The following is a 13,968-nucleotide window of genomic DNA, read 5'->3' as shown; positions in this document are numbered from 1 at the left end:
GTATTGAATTGAATAAAGCAAAAGAATATATCCAACAAATGCATGGAGAGTATAGAATGCCTTATTTATTAAAACTAATGGATACTGAAACAAAAAAGAATTAGAAATCTGCGAGTATTACAATGAGTGAACAGGTAAAGAATAATTATCAAATTATTTCTAAGTTTGAATTAAAGCAAGTGGATTTATAGGTTAAATAAAATAGGGATGAGAAAAGATTGGCCGCAGAATCAGTATAAAGAAGTAGATAACAAGAAGAATTTAAAAGAGTTAATAGATATAAAAGCTTTTAATTATTATACATCGCTAAAAGTATTATATATGTGGATACCAGTAATAGCACCTGCTATGTTGGCAGCCTCTTATAATAAAAGCACCCGGTTAATATTAGTAGCAGCAGTAGGAGGATTGTTATTTAGATATATGGTTAAGCATCTTAATGAGACAGCTATAGTGGTAACATTCACTCCAGAGCGTATGATTTATAAAGACAGAGTAGTAAATCTAAGTGATATACAGGATTACTATATGTGTACAAATATAGAAAAGTATTTTTTATTTCGAATTAAGACTAAGAAAGGAAAGAAACATGTATTGCATATTGATGTCAACTATATGTCTGAAATAGAATTATATTTAAAAAAACATAAAATACAAGAAAAACATAAATTTAGTGATAATCTGATACGAATGGCAGGGATGATTTATGCATTTCCTTTAATATTAATGATTTTATTTTTTGGAAAAATTTTTAGTGTTTTATAATTTATTAGGCACTGTCTCTTAAAGTGTGTGAGTTCAAAAATAAAGCTTGGGTTAGGTTTTACTTTCTAGAGTCTAACCCTTTCTTAAATAGGATTAAGAATTGATCAATAATCACTCCCCAGTTTCTCACAGGCATGTACCATTTTTTAGTTGCTTCTCTTACAGCCAAATATACGGATTTCATCACAGCTTCATCTGTAGGGAAGGATAATTTGTTCTTGGTGTATTTTACTCAACCTAGTTATTTTATAGATGAATATGGTTTCGTTAAACAAGATCATTATACTAAGTTGGGAAAAAGTAAGTATATGTTTATGTATATTAATTCGAATTATTAAAAAGATGAAAAAGATAGAGAAAGAGTTTAGTCTAAAAGCGTCAAGTCTTGGTTTTTTAGGGCTTTTAGGGCTTATGTTTATTAGTCTTAACATAGCTTTATTAATTGGTAGTATTCTTATTACTCATAATATGCTTGCTCGTGTGATTCTAATGGGAGCAATTTGGCAAGTTTTAGTTTATGGCACTATTTACTTTACTAAGTATTCTTTAAAAATAGTGTTTGAAAATGATAATATGGAAGTGTATGAAAATGAAAAATTAGTGTTGTCTAAAAAGATTGAGGAAATAGAGAAGATTTATGGGGCTGATATTAGAGGACAAAACTCAAATATGGGAAAAGGAAGTTTGCGTTTTTATTTCACAGATAATACTATATTTAAATTTGGCATTAGACTTTCTTCAAAACAATCTAATGTTGATCAATTTGCTGAAGTGCAACATATTTTACGAGTTTTTGTAAATCAATACGGTTTTGAAAGACAAGAGGTGCATACTTCATTAGGAAAAGGTCATAAGGCTATGCGCATGTATATTAATCCCAAATATATAAAAGATGAGTAGCTATTTATATGAAGGAAATTATGTAGTCTGTACCCATCATGTAGGTACGGATTATAGAAAATTGCAAATAGATAAGAATCGTCGTGTACAATCTTCTGTTTTGTTAGGAAGTAAAGAAAAAGTTCTTTTAGTAGAAATTGATATTGTTATTGACGAGGATTTTAAATGTAAAACACAGTGGAACTCTGTTGTATCTAATCCTGAATTAGCTGAGCAGATGCAAAAGGACAAAGATATTTTTAGTAATAAAAATGGGACTAGACAAGGGGCTAATAATACAAGTAACCATCAGAAAGCAATAGGTAAGTATAACTCTAGAGTAAAATGGAATAGAGCAAAAAATACTTTTAGTATAGTAAGTAAAGTAGCTCTTTTTGGAGGGAATTATTTAGGAGAAATGGCTCGTGATATCGCTGCATCGTATGCTATTAAAGATATAGATCTGTACTATTTTTATGCCATTGGTATGGATTAACATCATACTTTTTGCAATTAGCAATAAAAGTATAAATCATCGTCCCTCTTTGTGCAGCATCATGTGATCCTGCAAAGAGGGAGTTTTTACGTCCAAGCGCTACTGGTCTCATCGCATTTTCAACAAGGTTGTTTTTTTACCTTGACCGAATACTATTTTTTCACATCCTCTTTCGCTTTTTCTTTCATTTGTAAGAGGAGTTGACGGATGTCATCTGGACTATAATCGTTTAGAGGACCAAATACTTCGGCTTCTTCTACTTGAACACCGCAATAGGTTAATATGCCTTCTTGTAAGGGAGTGATGCCACTATCGCGATAAACGGAGTGATGGATTTCTGGAGATAGATCACCCATAGTGATTATAATACGTGCTGTTTTACCTTGTAAAAGTCCTTCGGTAGGCTTGGTCATATGATGCTTAAACACTAATCCCGGTAAAAATAAACGATCAAAAAATCCTTTCATAATTGCAGGCATGCCTACCCACCACATCGGGTATATCCAAACCTGATGGGTACTCCAATTGATATCGTCTAATGCACGAAGTAAATCGGGTTCTAATTCTATGCGTTTTGCATATCCGTATTGAAGATTCGGATTAAAGTGTAGGTCGCCGATCGGCAGATAACGAACTGAAGCACCTAAACTTTGTGCAGTTTCAATATATGTTTGTGCCAAAGAGGTCGTAAGACTCGTTGGATTAGGATGTCCATTGATGACTAGTATATTCATGGGTTATCGAATAAAAATAGATTTTAAATAGGTAATTTGTTGCTTCCAAAATTCGCGGGCCATAGTTGTTGGAAAAAAGTCAAATACATGCGTAGCTCCTTTAACTTTAAAAAGAGTTGTTGGAATGCCCGCTTGTTGGAGGCGTTCTGCATATTGTTTCGCCTCATCTTTAAGCGGATCAGCTTCGGCTATGATAATCGTAGTTGGAGGCAGATGAGATACATCCGCTTGCAAAAGAGGTACTGCATAGGGGAGTGGAGGATCTTGATGTGTGCCTAAATAATAGTGCCACATCCAAGCAGCTGCTTGTTTGCTTTGCATAGGGGCATGGGCTAACGTTTGCATGGAAGGCGTGAGCAAACGGTGGTCCATAGGGGGATATAGCAAATATTGATGCTGTATAACAATTTCTTGTTTGTCTCGGACTAAATGAGCAAGAGAAGCAGCGATAGTCCCCCCTGCACTACTTCCACCAAGGCTGATATCCTCTTTATTTCCTCCCAATTGACCCGCTTCTTGGGCTAACCATAGTAATGCATCATATCCATCTTCTAAGGCTGCTGGAAATGGATGCTCAGGGGCTAATCTGTAATCCACTGATACAATTGCTATATTCACAGCCAATGCCAATGGATAAAAAATAAAATCATATTGCTCAGGAGTCCCATAAATAAAGGCTCCTCCGTGGAAATACAGCAGTATAGGAAGCTTGCTTTGATTTGAAGGACGATAGGTTCTCAAACGAATGCTCCGTTCAGCGTTGCGAGAGGGAATTACTATATTTTCAACGGTTAAGCCTTCGGGAATATCCAGCGGCTCCTCTTTATTCGCTAGTTGTTGTTCTTCAATGCGAATTTGCTCAGGATGATGAACTAATAGATGATCATAGTCAATTTGACTATATGGGCTTTCGTTTATGGCTTGCATTAATTCGATAGCAATATCTTGTTGTATCATGTTAAAATTCAATTACTGTTTTTCCTACGGTATGTCCGCTTTCTAGTTGTAGATGGGCTTGTGGTAATTCTTCAAAAGAATAAAGGTGGGAGATATGAGGTTTGATGTGACCTGCTGCTAATAGTTGAGCAATTTGCTTCATATCCTCTTGACTCGAATACACAGACATAAAATAACAAGCGTGTAAAAACTTAGCTTGTGCTTTTTGTTCATCTTCTTTTGTGTGCCCAGACGGTAAGGTGACAATAGTTCCAAATGGTTTGAGTATAGCAACGGACTTTTGAAAATTTGAACCTCCTATGGCTTCTAGAACAAAATCGAGGTTGCTCAATTCTTTTTCAAAATCAACCTGACGGTAGTCTAGGTGCTCATCAGCCCCTAAAGAAAGTACAAAATCCTTATTGGTTGTAGATGAAGTAGCAATGACGTAAGCACCGAGGTATTTTGCGATTTGTATGGCGAAATGGCCGACACCACCAGCAGCGGCATGAATGAGCAAGCGATCATGAGGACGTAATTTTCCATAGGACGTAAACGCTTGCCAAGCAGTCAGTGCGGCGAGTGTACTCGCTGCAGCTTCTGAATGAGAAATATGGGTGGGTTTTAACGCTAAATGATGGGCAGGGGCAGCTACATATTCAGCATAGGTTTGCCCATGACCTACAAAGTTAACCATGCCAAAAACTTCATCTCCAACGGTAAAATCTGTCACTGAGGCCCCCACTTCAATGACAATCCCTGAAATATCCCATCCCAGAATCAACGGGTGATGTTGAAGAAGCTGTTCTGCTAAGGGCGCTTGACGGGTGCGAACTTTTATATCTACGGGATTTATGCTGATTGCTTTGGTTTGAATGAGTACTTCATTCGCTTGGGGTCTAGGGATAGGAATATCTTTATACTGGAGATGTTCAATCCCTCCAAATCCTTCTAATGTAATTGCTTTCATTATCTTTTTTACTTCAAGCAAAAATAGACTGATAAATTATGTGCTATTAGGTATAAATCAAGTGTATTTCGGTATTTTTGCAGTATGGCGAAAGAAAATATTTACCAAGCCCTAGAGGTGTACTATGAAAAAGTAGAGGTTTGCCCTTTGCGCAATAGGCAGTTTAATTTCTTTGAACTCGTGTACGTGATTGCAGGAGGTGGAAGTCATGCCGTCAATGGCAATCGCATTCCCTTTCGAGCAGGCGATCTGTTTTTGATTACGCCTCAAGATTGTCATGAATTTGATTTAGAGGGAATATGTGAGTTTATGGTGATTCGCTTTGGAGAGTCTTATGTCAAAGAATACCAATGGAAGAGTATTGATCATATTGAATGCCTGTTGTATTATGCCTCTCATCTTTCTGCTTCTGTATTGGTTCATAAAGAGGATAAGCGCTTAGTTGCGCAGTTAATACAAACCCTACAAGGAGTGTTGAAGGTAGAATTGATGTATAATGAAGATTTAATTCGACCGATTGTCAATGCCATTCTAGTTATTGCTGCCCGTAATATCGCTCAAATTCAACTAAAACCTTTAGGAGAGACTAATGATGCTAAAATCGTACAAATACTCAACTATATTCAGCAACACATTCGAGAACCAGACTTGTTGAAAATAGCGGCCATTGCCGATCGATTTGGCATGTCGCCAACTTATTTGGGAAGTTATTTTCGCAAGCATGGAGGTGAATCGTTACAAGCGTATATTTCAGCTTATAAAATCCGACTAATTGAACACCGGTTGCTCTTTAGTGATCTGCGAATCAATGAAATAGCTCATGAATTTGGATTTGCAGATGAAAGTCATTGCAATAAGTTCTTTAAACGCCATAAAGGTATGAGCATGTCTGCGTTTCGGAAAGGGGAAGTGGTAAGTGTTGAAAAGTATTGACTTAATCTTTGTCTTTAGCGTCTTGATGTTGATTTATCTTGTCGATTACTTCATTCGATAATACAAGTAAATCACTTTTTTTACAGTCCCAAATACTTCTATACTTATCTGAAATAATGAGGTGACTCTCCCAAGTAGTAAATGGCGAATAAAGCAATAAAGTACAAATATCCGTTGCAGTAGGTAAGTGACCTGTTTCAGGTAAATGGGAATGTATAGTACTCAGTACAAGATGTCCATTTTCTGTTTCATTTGTGTTAATGGGAATAATGTTTTTGTGAAGCTGTTTTTTGGAGCGTATTGTATTGTCTTTGTTGAAGGTGATGAGGTAATCATTTCCAAAAATAACGACTCCACTTATCGATGGTCCAGTTAGAACATAGACTTTCTTTTCCTTTCCATGGATAAGTGGTACTAAATTAAGTTGAGTGTTTCGGTATCTCTTGTAAAGGGTATCTTGAGCAATATCTTCTAAGGCGACTTGTCTAAGCGTGTATAAATCAAGTTCTTTTTTAGTAAAATCACGTGTTGTTATATCGATAAGAGCCTGTTCTAACTCGTAGTTTTGATTAAAAGTAATGGTGCCTAAAACTTGTGGATTAGGTTTTTTAGAAAAAAAGATGCAGGTGGCGTTTTCGTTTTCTGTATAGGATAGATAACCTCCGATGTTTTCTTTGTTTTCATAACGTGGTAAAAATAAATCAGTACCATACCAAGAAGCCATTTCTGAACGATAGAGACGCATCCCTTCCGCTAAGATTTCCTTTTTCTGTTTGTCTATATTGGTTTGTGCGTGACTAGATGTTAACGAGAATACTAGTAGTAAAAGAAGAAAATAGTTCATAATGAATTATCTATCGTATTATGGGCTAAGATAGAAAGAATTAGTAAATTATAGCACAAAATAGTACGTATAATTCAAATTCTTTTTTGTTTAAGGATACTTTATTCGAGGTAATAGTTAAATGGGAGAAGGGTACATGGTATTTGCCTCACCCAATACCAGACCTCATAATTCAATAGATAAAATGATACCTGTTGAGTTTGAAAATAAATGGTTTGGAAAAAGTACTTTTTCCAAACCATTTATTACTATATTTAATAATGAAGTTAATGTTTAAAAACGGTCAACCATATTTAGGGATGTACACCACTCACCACTCACCACTCACCACTCACCACTCACCACTCACCATTTACTCATCGCGTTTCATATAGTTCGAGTCGACGAATTTATAAGTGACAATTCCCTCTTGATTCAATAAAAAAACAGCGGGAATAGGTAATTCATGTTGTGCTGTGCCATTGAAGGTAGGGAGATCAATGCCTAGTGTTTCATAGATGGGAATGATATAGTCTTGTAATTGAAAGGCAATTCCAATTTGTTTAGCCAATAGATTATCTCGATCCGTAAGAAGTTCGAAATCCAACTGATGGGTTTGTTTCAGTTCTAGGTTATACGCGGGAAGTTGAGGAGAAATGGCAACAACAGTTGTCTTTTGTTGCGCTAAACTACTTTGTTTATTTTGGAAGGAGCGTAGCTCTAAATTACAATAAGGACACCAGGATCCGCGGAAGAAACTGATGATTACGGGTCCTTTTCGCACTAATTCACTCAATTCTACTATTTGATTTTCCGTATTCAGAAGTTTGAAGTTAGGAAAAGGATCGCCTAGTGCAATGGCTCTTTGTTCGAGTTGTAATTTTTTGAGGTCTTCAATGGATTGACCAAAACGAGTTAATACTTCTGTGGGTACTTGTTGTGCTAAATTTTCATTTAATTCAGCAATTTGTTGAGTTAATGTAGGGATCATGGGCGATAATTTTCAGCAAAGATTTGGAATTAAATCCAAGGAGACAATACCGCATAGTTTTGTCCCTAAGGGATAAAAAAGTCAATATTGGAATACATGAGGGAGGAGGTGTAAAAAAAAGTACAAAAAAAAAAGACTTAATCAAATGATTAAGTCTTTTTGGCTTTGTAGCGGGAACAGGACTCGAACCTGTGACCTTCGGGTTATGAGCCCGACGAGCTGCCTACTGCTCTATCCCGCGCTATTGTGGTGCAAATATACAAACTAATATTGCTATGAAACAAGTAAAGCAGTGTTTTTTTTTCAATTACTCAGACTTTGTTGAAAGTTCTTGGTGTAAGGGGTTGAGCATTAGTGTAGTTGTCTTTTTCTTTTTTTTAAATTATTTTGATAGATCATGTGCCAGATCATATAAATAGCTTTCGTGTACCAATTTTGCGATGTCATTCGCACACAGATGAGGCTGTAAGGCCTGGAATTTGGCGGTTGGCCACTCATACAACTTCAATTGCAATAGTGTTTTAATAGTTGAAGCATCGAATCTCGTTTTAATGGGTTTAGCTGGATTTCCTGCCACGATGGTGTAGGGCTCAACATTTTTAGTTACGATTGCTCCTGATGCAATGACGGCTCCTTCTCCTATAGTAATCCCTGGCATAATCATTGCCCTCATACCAATCCATGCACCATCGCCTATACTAGTATCTCCTTTTTGCTCATAAGATTGGACGAGTGTTTCACTAAAAGGGTATAAGCTAAACCAATCCGTGCGATGGGTATTATTGCCCCCCATCAGAATCACTGCTTCTGCTGCAATGCAAACATGGGATCCAATATAGAGTTGATCAATTGGCCAAGCAGACTCCCATTGGCTTGTACTATAATCATCTCCATATAAATAACGCACTACACTTTCTTCAAATGAACCGCTCCATGCAGCACTGTAATAACTAGTATTTCCCTTGATGTGGATATTGGGATTCTTTACGGTTTGGTGTAAATATTCAACGATGGACCAATGTTTGTGGTTTGTATGCATAAAATTGTATTCGTTTTAAAACCTAAAGCTAGTCAATTTGCATCTAAATCAAAATTTTGATCCCCAAAAAAATCTTTTGGGAAGGTTTTAGGTCGAGTTCTTTCATTTTTTTTCAACTATCTCATTGATAAAAACTACCTTTGTAGCGAAAAATATATTTTTATGGCACATAAAGCTGGATTTGTGAACATTATAGGTAATCCTAACGTAGGTAAATCTACCCTAATGAATGCATTAGTAGGGGAGCGATTATCGATAATTACATCAAAAGCACAAACAACAAGACATCGCATTTTAGGAATTGTAAATGAAGAGGATTATCAAATTGTATTTTCGGACACACCGGGTATCATAAAACCTGCCTATGAATTGCAAGCATCCATGATGGATTTTGTAAAATCTGCTTTTGAAGACGCAGATGTCTTAATTTATATGGTTGAAGTAGGGGAGAAAGAACTAAAAGACGAAGCTTTTTTCAACCGAATTATTCATTCTAAAGTGCCTATTTTGTTGTTGTTGAATAAGATTGATAAATCCAACCAGCAGCAATTGGAGGAACAAGTAGCCTTGTGGAAATCAAAAGTCCCAAATGCTGAGATTTTCCCTATCTCTGCTTTGGAGAAATTCAATACACAAGCGGTGTACGATCGCATTATTGAATTGCTTCCAGAATCACCTCCTTTTTATGCTAAGGATGCGTTGACTGATAAATCAGAGCGTTTTTTCGTCAGTGAGATTATTCGCGAGAAAATTTTGTTGAACTACGACAAAGAGATTCCTTATGCCGTTGAGGTAGAAACAGAAGAATTTAAAGAAGAAGAAGATATTATTCGCATCAAAGCCATTATTATGGTGGAACGAGACACCCAAAAAGGAATTTTAATCGGCCACAAAGGGGCCGCATTGAAAAAGGTGGGTATTGCCTCTCGTGAGGAGATGGAAAAGTTCTTTTGTAAAAAGGTTCACTTAGAATTGTTTGTCAAGGTGAATAAGGATTGGAGATCGAGCGATTATCAATTGAGACGTTTCGGATACAATCAAAAAAAATAGAGAAATTAAATAATAGCATCAAATATTGCATTGAAGTATTAACTTTGCGACATATTAAAATAGTATATGAGTAGTATAGTAGCCATAGTTGGGAGACCAAACGTAGGAAAATCCACTTTCTTTAATCGCTTGATTCAAAGGAGAGAGGCAATTGTAGATTCGGTTAGCGGGGTAACTCGTGATAGAAACTACGGCAAATCAGAATGGAATGGAAGAGAGTTCTCTGTAATCGATACAGGAGGATATATAAAAGGTTCTGATGATGTTTTTGAAGAAGAAATCAGACGCCAAGTAGCATTAGCTATTGAAGAGGCGGACGTGATCATATTTGTAGTAGACGTAGAAGAGGGAATTACCCCTATGGATGCTGAAGTAGCCAAACTATTACACCGCGAAACAAAGCCTGTTTTTGTAGCAGTAAACAAGGTGGATAGTGGAAAGCGCATGGAAGATACCTATGAATTCTACAATTTAGGATTGGGTGAAATTTATCCAATTGCCGGAATGAGCGGTAGTGGTACGGGGGATTTATTAGATGAGGTAATAAAAGTATTGCCAGAGGAGGAAATCAGAGAAGAAAGTGAAGATGGAGAACTTCCTCGTTTTGCGGTAGTAGGACGTCCAAATGCTGGGAAATCAAGTTTTATCAATGCGTTAATTGGAGAAGATCGCTATATTGTAACTGATATTGCAGGAACGACAAGAGATGCTATTGACACGCGTTTTACGCAATTTGGCTTTGACTTTAATTTAGTTGATACTGCGGGTATTCGCAGAAAGACAAAAGTAAAAGAAGATTTAGAATTTTATTCTGTAATGCGTTCTATTCGCGCTATTGAACACAGTGATGTTTGTATTCTAATGGTGGATGCGACGAGAGGTTTTGAAGGACAAGATCAAAATATTTTCTGGTTAGCTGAGAAAAATAGAAAAGGAATTGTTATTTTAGTAAACAAGTGGGACTTAATTGATAAGGATACACTAACGTCAAAACAATTTGAAGATAAAATTCGCGAAAGCATTGCTCCGTTTACGGATGTGCCGATTGTGTTTACTTCTACAATTACGAAACAGCGTTTATTAAAAGCTTTAGAAACAGCAGTTCAAGTATATGAAAATAGAAAGAACCGCATTTCGACTTCTAAATTTAATGAAACAATGTTGCCAATTATTGAACATACTCCTCCGCCAGCAATTAAAGGAAAGTATATCAAGATTAAATATTGTATGCAGTTGCCAACTCCATCGCCTCAATTTGTGTTTTTTGCAAATTTACCTCAGTATATTAAAGATCCATATCGCCGATTTGTTGAGAATAAATTACGCGAGATTTATGACTTTAGCGGTGTACCTATCGATATTTATTTTAGACAAAAATAATTGTAATTATACTAAAATATACGGTCTTTGTTTGAAAGAACAAAGACCGTTTTTTATTGCTATGAAGAAAATATTAGGCTTGATCATACTCTTAATGGCTCCAATAGTGTTGGCCCAATCAACGGTTAGTATTCACGGAAAATTGACCGATTCTGTTAAAAATCCCTTGGAAGCCGTAACAGTATATGTAGTCAAAGAAAAAGACAATTCAGTTTTGGAATACAGCATGTCCAATGCCGAAGGCAATTTTGATCTCAAAGTAAAAATGCCCGAAGAAAAAGTACTGTTTAAAGCGAGCATGCTAGGTTTTAAACCTTATGTAAAAGCTTTAGAACCTACAGATAAAAGTACCTATGACCTAGGAACGATTCAGCTGAAAGAACTCATTACGAATTTGGATGAATTGGTCATTCAAGCAGACATACCTCCTATTCGCGTGAAGAAGGATACCCTGGAGTTCAATGCCTCTTCATTCTCCGTACGACCCGATGCGAATTTAGAACAATTGCTCAAACAATTGCCTGGATTTCAGATGGATGAAAATAAGAAAATCACAATTAACGGAAAGGAAGTCAATGAGATCTTGGTAAATGGAAAACCTTTTTTTGGAGAGGATGGCAAAATAGCCTTGGAAAATTTGCCCGCTGAGATCATCAATAAGGTGCAAGTAACCGATCAGAAAACCAAGAAAGAGAAATTCACAGGTGAACGTGCAAAATCAGATCATGCTAGTATTAATATCACCATTGAAGAAGAGAATAATAGGGGATATTTCGGGAAATTAACTGGAGGCTATGGCTCAGACGAACGCTATGAAGGTAGCTTGTTTTTCAATACTTTTTTTGACAAAACTCAGCTAAATGTAATTGGTTCTGCCAACAACATTAATGCGATGGGATTCTCTATGGATGAGGTGTTTGACAATATGCGGATGGGGAGAAGTTCTGGCGGAATTACAGCATCGAGAATGCTAGGGGTCAATTTTGTGCAAGACCTCTCGAGTAAATTAAAAGTTAATGGCAGTTACAACTATAATTTTTCCGACAATGAAAGTAAGAACCGTTCTACTGTAACCCAGTTTTTACCTTCGGGTGAATTCACCAACAATTCGGAATCGGGATCTAACAGTGATTCTGAGGGACATTCGGCTAATGTGTCGATTGATTATATTGGCGAGAAAGACTCCTTTTACATCATGCCTAGTTTTCAACGCAATTATTCAAATTCGAGTACAAATTCGTCAGATCAGGCACTGAATGAAGCGGGGGAATTACTCAATGACAGTGAATCTCAAGCGAAAAGCAAAGGAGAAAGCAATAGTTTTTCAAACGCCATGCGCTATATGAGAAAGTTAAAAAGAGATCGACAATTTTTTACTGTTGAATTTTTAAACTCTAATGGGGTGAATACGAGTGATATCTTGCAAGAGTCTGTGACAAACTTTTATAAATCTGAACAAGAAGTGGATATTCGTCGTCAGTATCAACAACAGAACAACTCCAATGACTCCTATACGCTTTCTTTTGAGTATAGCCAACCTGTGACTGATTCATTAACGATGTTAATCGGAAATAGATGGGACAGAAACCAAACCATTACCGATGCAAAAGTATTTGACTTCAATGAAGCCACACAAGGGTATACAGATTTAAATACCTTGCAAACCAATCGCTATTTGACGGTTCAAACTACAGTAGCGCCTTATGTAGGGTTTAATTTTACTCATAAGAAATTCAACGCCGATTTTAATACATCGACTCAAATTGTAAAAAATAACGTAGAAGCCTTATACAACAATCAACTTTATGCGTTAGACAAAAAGTACATTGATCCTAATGTTCGGCTCAATCTTCGCTACTTGTTATCAAGGGGGAATTTTTTCTTTTTCACCTATAATTACAATGTGACCTATCAACGAGCGACGGAGCTTTTGGATATCGTTGATGTGAGTAATCCGCTGCACACCTTTGTTGGAAATCCCGATTTGCGTCCTACGGGAAATCACTCCTTTAATGCGAGCTATCGATCGTATAATTTTCAAACGCGTTCGGGCTATTCGCTTTACGGAAATATCAACCTTTTGAACAACAGTATTGTTAGTGCTGTAGATTATGATGAGGATCGCAAGAGTATTTCTACCTATAAAAATGTATCAGGGGCTTATAACTGGTCGTTAAATGGATCGTGGTATCGATCGTCCAAATGGGATGAAATCGCTTTGCGTTATGGGGTTAATCTGCGATATAATCACAGTGTGAGTAAAGGTTATATCGATGGGGTAACCTATGATGCACTTTCCAATAGTTTAAGTCCTCGGGTATATGCAAGTTTTGATTATGACGAATTAGTTCGCATATCACCTTCTTACAATTATACGACGAATTGGTCGAGTTACAAGAATTTTAATGTTGATCGTGCTAGTACTTACACACACAATGCGGCTTTGGAAGCGATTTTATATTGGCCGAGTAAATTTACGATTGGCAATGATTTTAGTTACACGTATAACTCGCAAATTGCCAGTGGCTATAATCGAGATTTCTATATGTGGAACATCAGTTTGGCGTATGAGTTTTTTGGGGATCGATTCAAAGCTAAAGTAAAAGTGTATGATGTACTGAATCAGAACACCAGTTCGAGAAGAACGATAGATGCAACGTCAATTGTCGATTCGGAGAGTTTGGTTTTAAAGCGCTATGTGATGTTTTCTTTAACCTATAGTCTAAAGGCATTTGGCGGAAAAGAAACAAGAGGAAATAGAGGGAATTATGGAGGAGGAAGGAGTTCTCGAGGCAGTATGATGCGTACAAGATAAATGAAAAAGGCGAGGTGAAAAGGAAAAATTACAGCGTTAATTTGTAAACTAGATAATCTCAAGCTTACTAGGAGTAAAAAACGGGCAAAATCACGCGTTGTTTTTACAAGACTAGAATAGGATCAGAAGGAAAATGATAGGTAGTGAGTCCATAGTG

The 13,968-nt window shown here is 36.6% G+C and carries 13 protein-coding genes, 1 tRNA gene and 2 pseudogenes; 7 read left to right on the top strand and 9 right to left on the bottom strand.

Going from position 1 to position 13,968, the window contains the following annotated elements:
* Positions 1-207: 207 nt before the first annotated feature.
* Positions 208-765 (top strand): hypothetical protein, encoded by a 558-nt coding sequence (locus HX062_RS08820; protein WP_182626823.1) that lies wholly within the window; start codon positions 208-210, stop codon positions 763-765.
* A 58-nt stretch (positions 766-823) separates the two neighbouring features.
* Here HX062_RS08820 and HX062_RS08815 read toward each other — a convergent pair.
* A pseudogene (locus HX062_RS08815) lies at positions 824-994 on the bottom strand (IS256 family transposase); the annotation flags it as partial.
* A 113-nt stretch (positions 995-1,107) separates the two neighbouring features.
* Here HX062_RS08815 and HX062_RS08810 point away from each other — a divergent pair.
* Together HX062_RS08810 and HX062_RS08805 are read left to right on the top strand one after the other, a co-directional pair.
* Positions 1,108-1,665, top strand: coding sequence for a hypothetical protein (locus tag HX062_RS08810; protein WP_286467138.1), 558 nt, complete (start codon positions 1,108-1,110; stop codon positions 1,663-1,665).
* The gene (locus HX062_RS08805) at positions 1,658-2,140 is read left to right on the top strand and encodes a hypothetical protein (protein WP_182626820.1); all 483 of its coding nucleotides are present in this window, start codon (positions 1,658-1,660) and stop codon (positions 2,138-2,140) included. Before HX062_RS08810 ends, HX062_RS08805 begins: the two co-directional genes overlap by 8 nt.
* On the opposite strand, the pseudogene HX062_RS08800 reads toward HX062_RS08805, so the two are convergent.
* From HX062_RS08800 to HX062_RS08785, 4 genes and pseudogenes are all read right to left on the bottom strand, one after another.
* Positions 2,094-2,273: pseudogene (locus HX062_RS08800) on the bottom strand (IS66 family transposase); the annotation flags it as partial. The gene HX062_RS08805 and the pseudogene HX062_RS08800 sit on opposite strands and share 47 nt — an antisense overlap.
* A gap of 19 nt (positions 2,274-2,292) precedes the next feature.
* Positions 2,293-2,874 (bottom strand): NAD(P)H-dependent oxidoreductase, encoded by a 582-nt coding sequence (locus tag HX062_RS08795; protein ID WP_286467137.1) that lies wholly within the window; start codon positions 2,872-2,874, stop codon positions 2,293-2,295.
* Between the two features lie 3 nt (positions 2,875-2,877).
* Complete coding sequence (locus tag HX062_RS08790; protein WP_286467136.1) at positions 2,878-3,831, bottom strand: alpha/beta hydrolase; 954 nt, start codon at positions 3,829-3,831, stop codon at positions 2,878-2,880.
* Position 3,832: 1 nt separating this feature from the next.
* The gene (locus HX062_RS08785; RefSeq protein WP_182626817.1) at positions 3,833-4,780 is read right to left on the bottom strand and encodes an NADP-dependent oxidoreductase; all 948 of its coding nucleotides are present in this window, start codon (positions 4,778-4,780) and stop codon (positions 3,833-3,835) included.
* An 84-nt stretch (positions 4,781-4,864) separates the two neighbouring features.
* Between HX062_RS08785 and HX062_RS08780 the strand changes: the two genes are divergently transcribed.
* Positions 4,865-5,713 (top strand): helix-turn-helix domain-containing protein, encoded by an 849-nt coding sequence (locus HX062_RS08780; protein WP_286467135.1) that lies wholly within the window; start codon positions 4,865-4,867, stop codon positions 5,711-5,713.
* Between the two features lies 1 nt (position 5,714).
* Here the strand turns inward: HX062_RS08780 and HX062_RS08775 are convergent, their stop codons facing one another.
* The 4 genes from HX062_RS08775 to HX062_RS08760 form a co-directional block, all read right to left on the bottom strand.
* On the bottom strand, positions 5,715-6,557 hold the full coding sequence (locus tag HX062_RS08775) for a hypothetical protein (RefSeq protein WP_286467134.1): 843 nt from the start codon (positions 6,555-6,557) through the stop codon (positions 5,715-5,717).
* A gap of 352 nt (positions 6,558-6,909) precedes the next feature.
* Positions 6,910-7,527: a peroxiredoxin-like family protein gene (locus HX062_RS08770; RefSeq protein WP_220497665.1), complete on the bottom strand. Its 618-nt coding sequence runs from the start codon at positions 7,525-7,527 to the stop codon at positions 6,910-6,912.
* Between the two features lie 168 nt (positions 7,528-7,695).
* Positions 7,696-7,768, bottom strand: a tRNA-Met gene (locus HX062_RS08765).
* Between the two features lie 141 nt (positions 7,769-7,909).
* Positions 7,910-8,566 carry a CatB-related O-acetyltransferase gene (locus tag HX062_RS08760; RefSeq protein ID WP_286467133.1) on the bottom strand — a complete coding sequence of 219 codons (657 nt, stop codon included), beginning with the start codon at positions 8,564-8,566 and terminating at the stop codon, positions 7,910-7,912.
* A gap of 162 nt (positions 8,567-8,728) precedes the next feature.
* Between HX062_RS08760 and era the strand changes: the two genes are divergently transcribed.
* The 3 genes from era to HX062_RS08745 all read left to right on the top strand — a co-directional run bounded on the left by era (position 8,729) and on the right by HX062_RS08745 (position 13,811).
* Positions 8,729-9,616, top strand: a complete 888-nt coding sequence (era, locus tag HX062_RS08755; RefSeq protein ID WP_182626814.1) for a GTPase Era — start codon at positions 8,729-8,731, stop codon at positions 9,614-9,616.
* Between the two features lie 66 nt (positions 9,617-9,682).
* Positions 9,683-10,996: a ribosome biogenesis GTPase Der gene (gene der / locus HX062_RS08750; protein WP_182626813.1), complete on the top strand. Its 1,314-nt coding sequence runs from the start codon at positions 9,683-9,685 to the stop codon at positions 10,994-10,996.
* Positions 10,997-11,057: 61 nt separating this feature from the next.
* A complete protein-coding gene (locus tag HX062_RS08745; RefSeq protein ID WP_286467132.1) occupies positions 11,058-13,811 on the top strand; it encodes an outer membrane beta-barrel protein in 2,754 nt (917 codons plus the stop codon).
* Positions 13,812-13,968: the final 157 nt, after the last annotated feature.

Source organism: Myroides sp. DF42-4-2, assembly GCF_030326445.1.
GTDB lineage: Bacteria > Bacteroidota > Bacteroidia > Flavobacteriales > Flavobacteriaceae > Flavobacterium.
The sequence above is the reverse complement of the archived record's forward strand: the minus strand, read 5'-3'. Positions and strand labels throughout refer to the sequence as shown.

Excerpts from the sequence above, each read along its gene's own strand:
- HX062_RS08820 (WP_182626823.1), top strand. The coding sequence starts at position 208 with ATGAGAAAAGATTGGCCGCAGAATCAGTATAAAGAAGTAGATAACAAG.
- HX062_RS08810 (WP_286467138.1), top strand. The coding sequence starts at position 1,108 with ATGAAAAAGATAGAGAAAGAGTTTAGTCTAAAAGCGTCAAGTCTTGGT.
- HX062_RS08805 (WP_182626820.1), top strand. The coding sequence starts at position 1,658 with ATGAGTAGCTATTTATATGAAGGAAATTATGTAGTCTGTACCCATCAT.
- HX062_RS08795 (WP_286467137.1), bottom strand. The coding sequence starts at position 2,874 with ATGAATATACTAGTCATCAATGGACATCCTAATCCAACGAGTCTTACG.
- HX062_RS08790 (WP_286467136.1), bottom strand. The coding sequence starts at position 3,831 with ATGATACAACAAGATATTGCTATCGAATTAATGCAAGCCATAAACGAA.
- HX062_RS08785 (WP_182626817.1), bottom strand. The coding sequence starts at position 4,780 with ATGAAAGCAATTACATTAGAAGGATTTGGAGGGATTGAACATCTCCAG.
- HX062_RS08780 (WP_286467135.1), top strand. The coding sequence starts at position 4,865 with ATGGCGAAAGAAAATATTTACCAAGCCCTAGAGGTGTACTATGAAAAA.
- HX062_RS08775 (WP_286467134.1), bottom strand. The coding sequence starts at position 6,557 with ATGAACTATTTTCTTCTTTTACTACTAGTATTCTCGTTAACATCTAGT.
- HX062_RS08770 (WP_220497665.1), bottom strand. The coding sequence starts at position 7,527 with ATGATCCCTACATTAACTCAACAAATTGCTGAATTAAATGAAAATTTA.
- HX062_RS08760 (WP_286467133.1), bottom strand. The coding sequence starts at position 8,566 with ATGCATACAAACCACAAACATTGGTCCATCGTTGAATATTTACACCAA.
- era (WP_182626814.1), top strand. The coding sequence starts at position 8,729 with ATGGCACATAAAGCTGGATTTGTGAACATTATAGGTAATCCTAACGTA.
- der (WP_182626813.1), top strand. The coding sequence starts at position 9,683 with ATGAGTAGTATAGTAGCCATAGTTGGGAGACCAAACGTAGGAAAATCC.
- HX062_RS08745 (WP_286467132.1), top strand. The coding sequence starts at position 11,058 with ATGAAGAAAATATTAGGCTTGATCATACTCTTAATGGCTCCAATAGTG.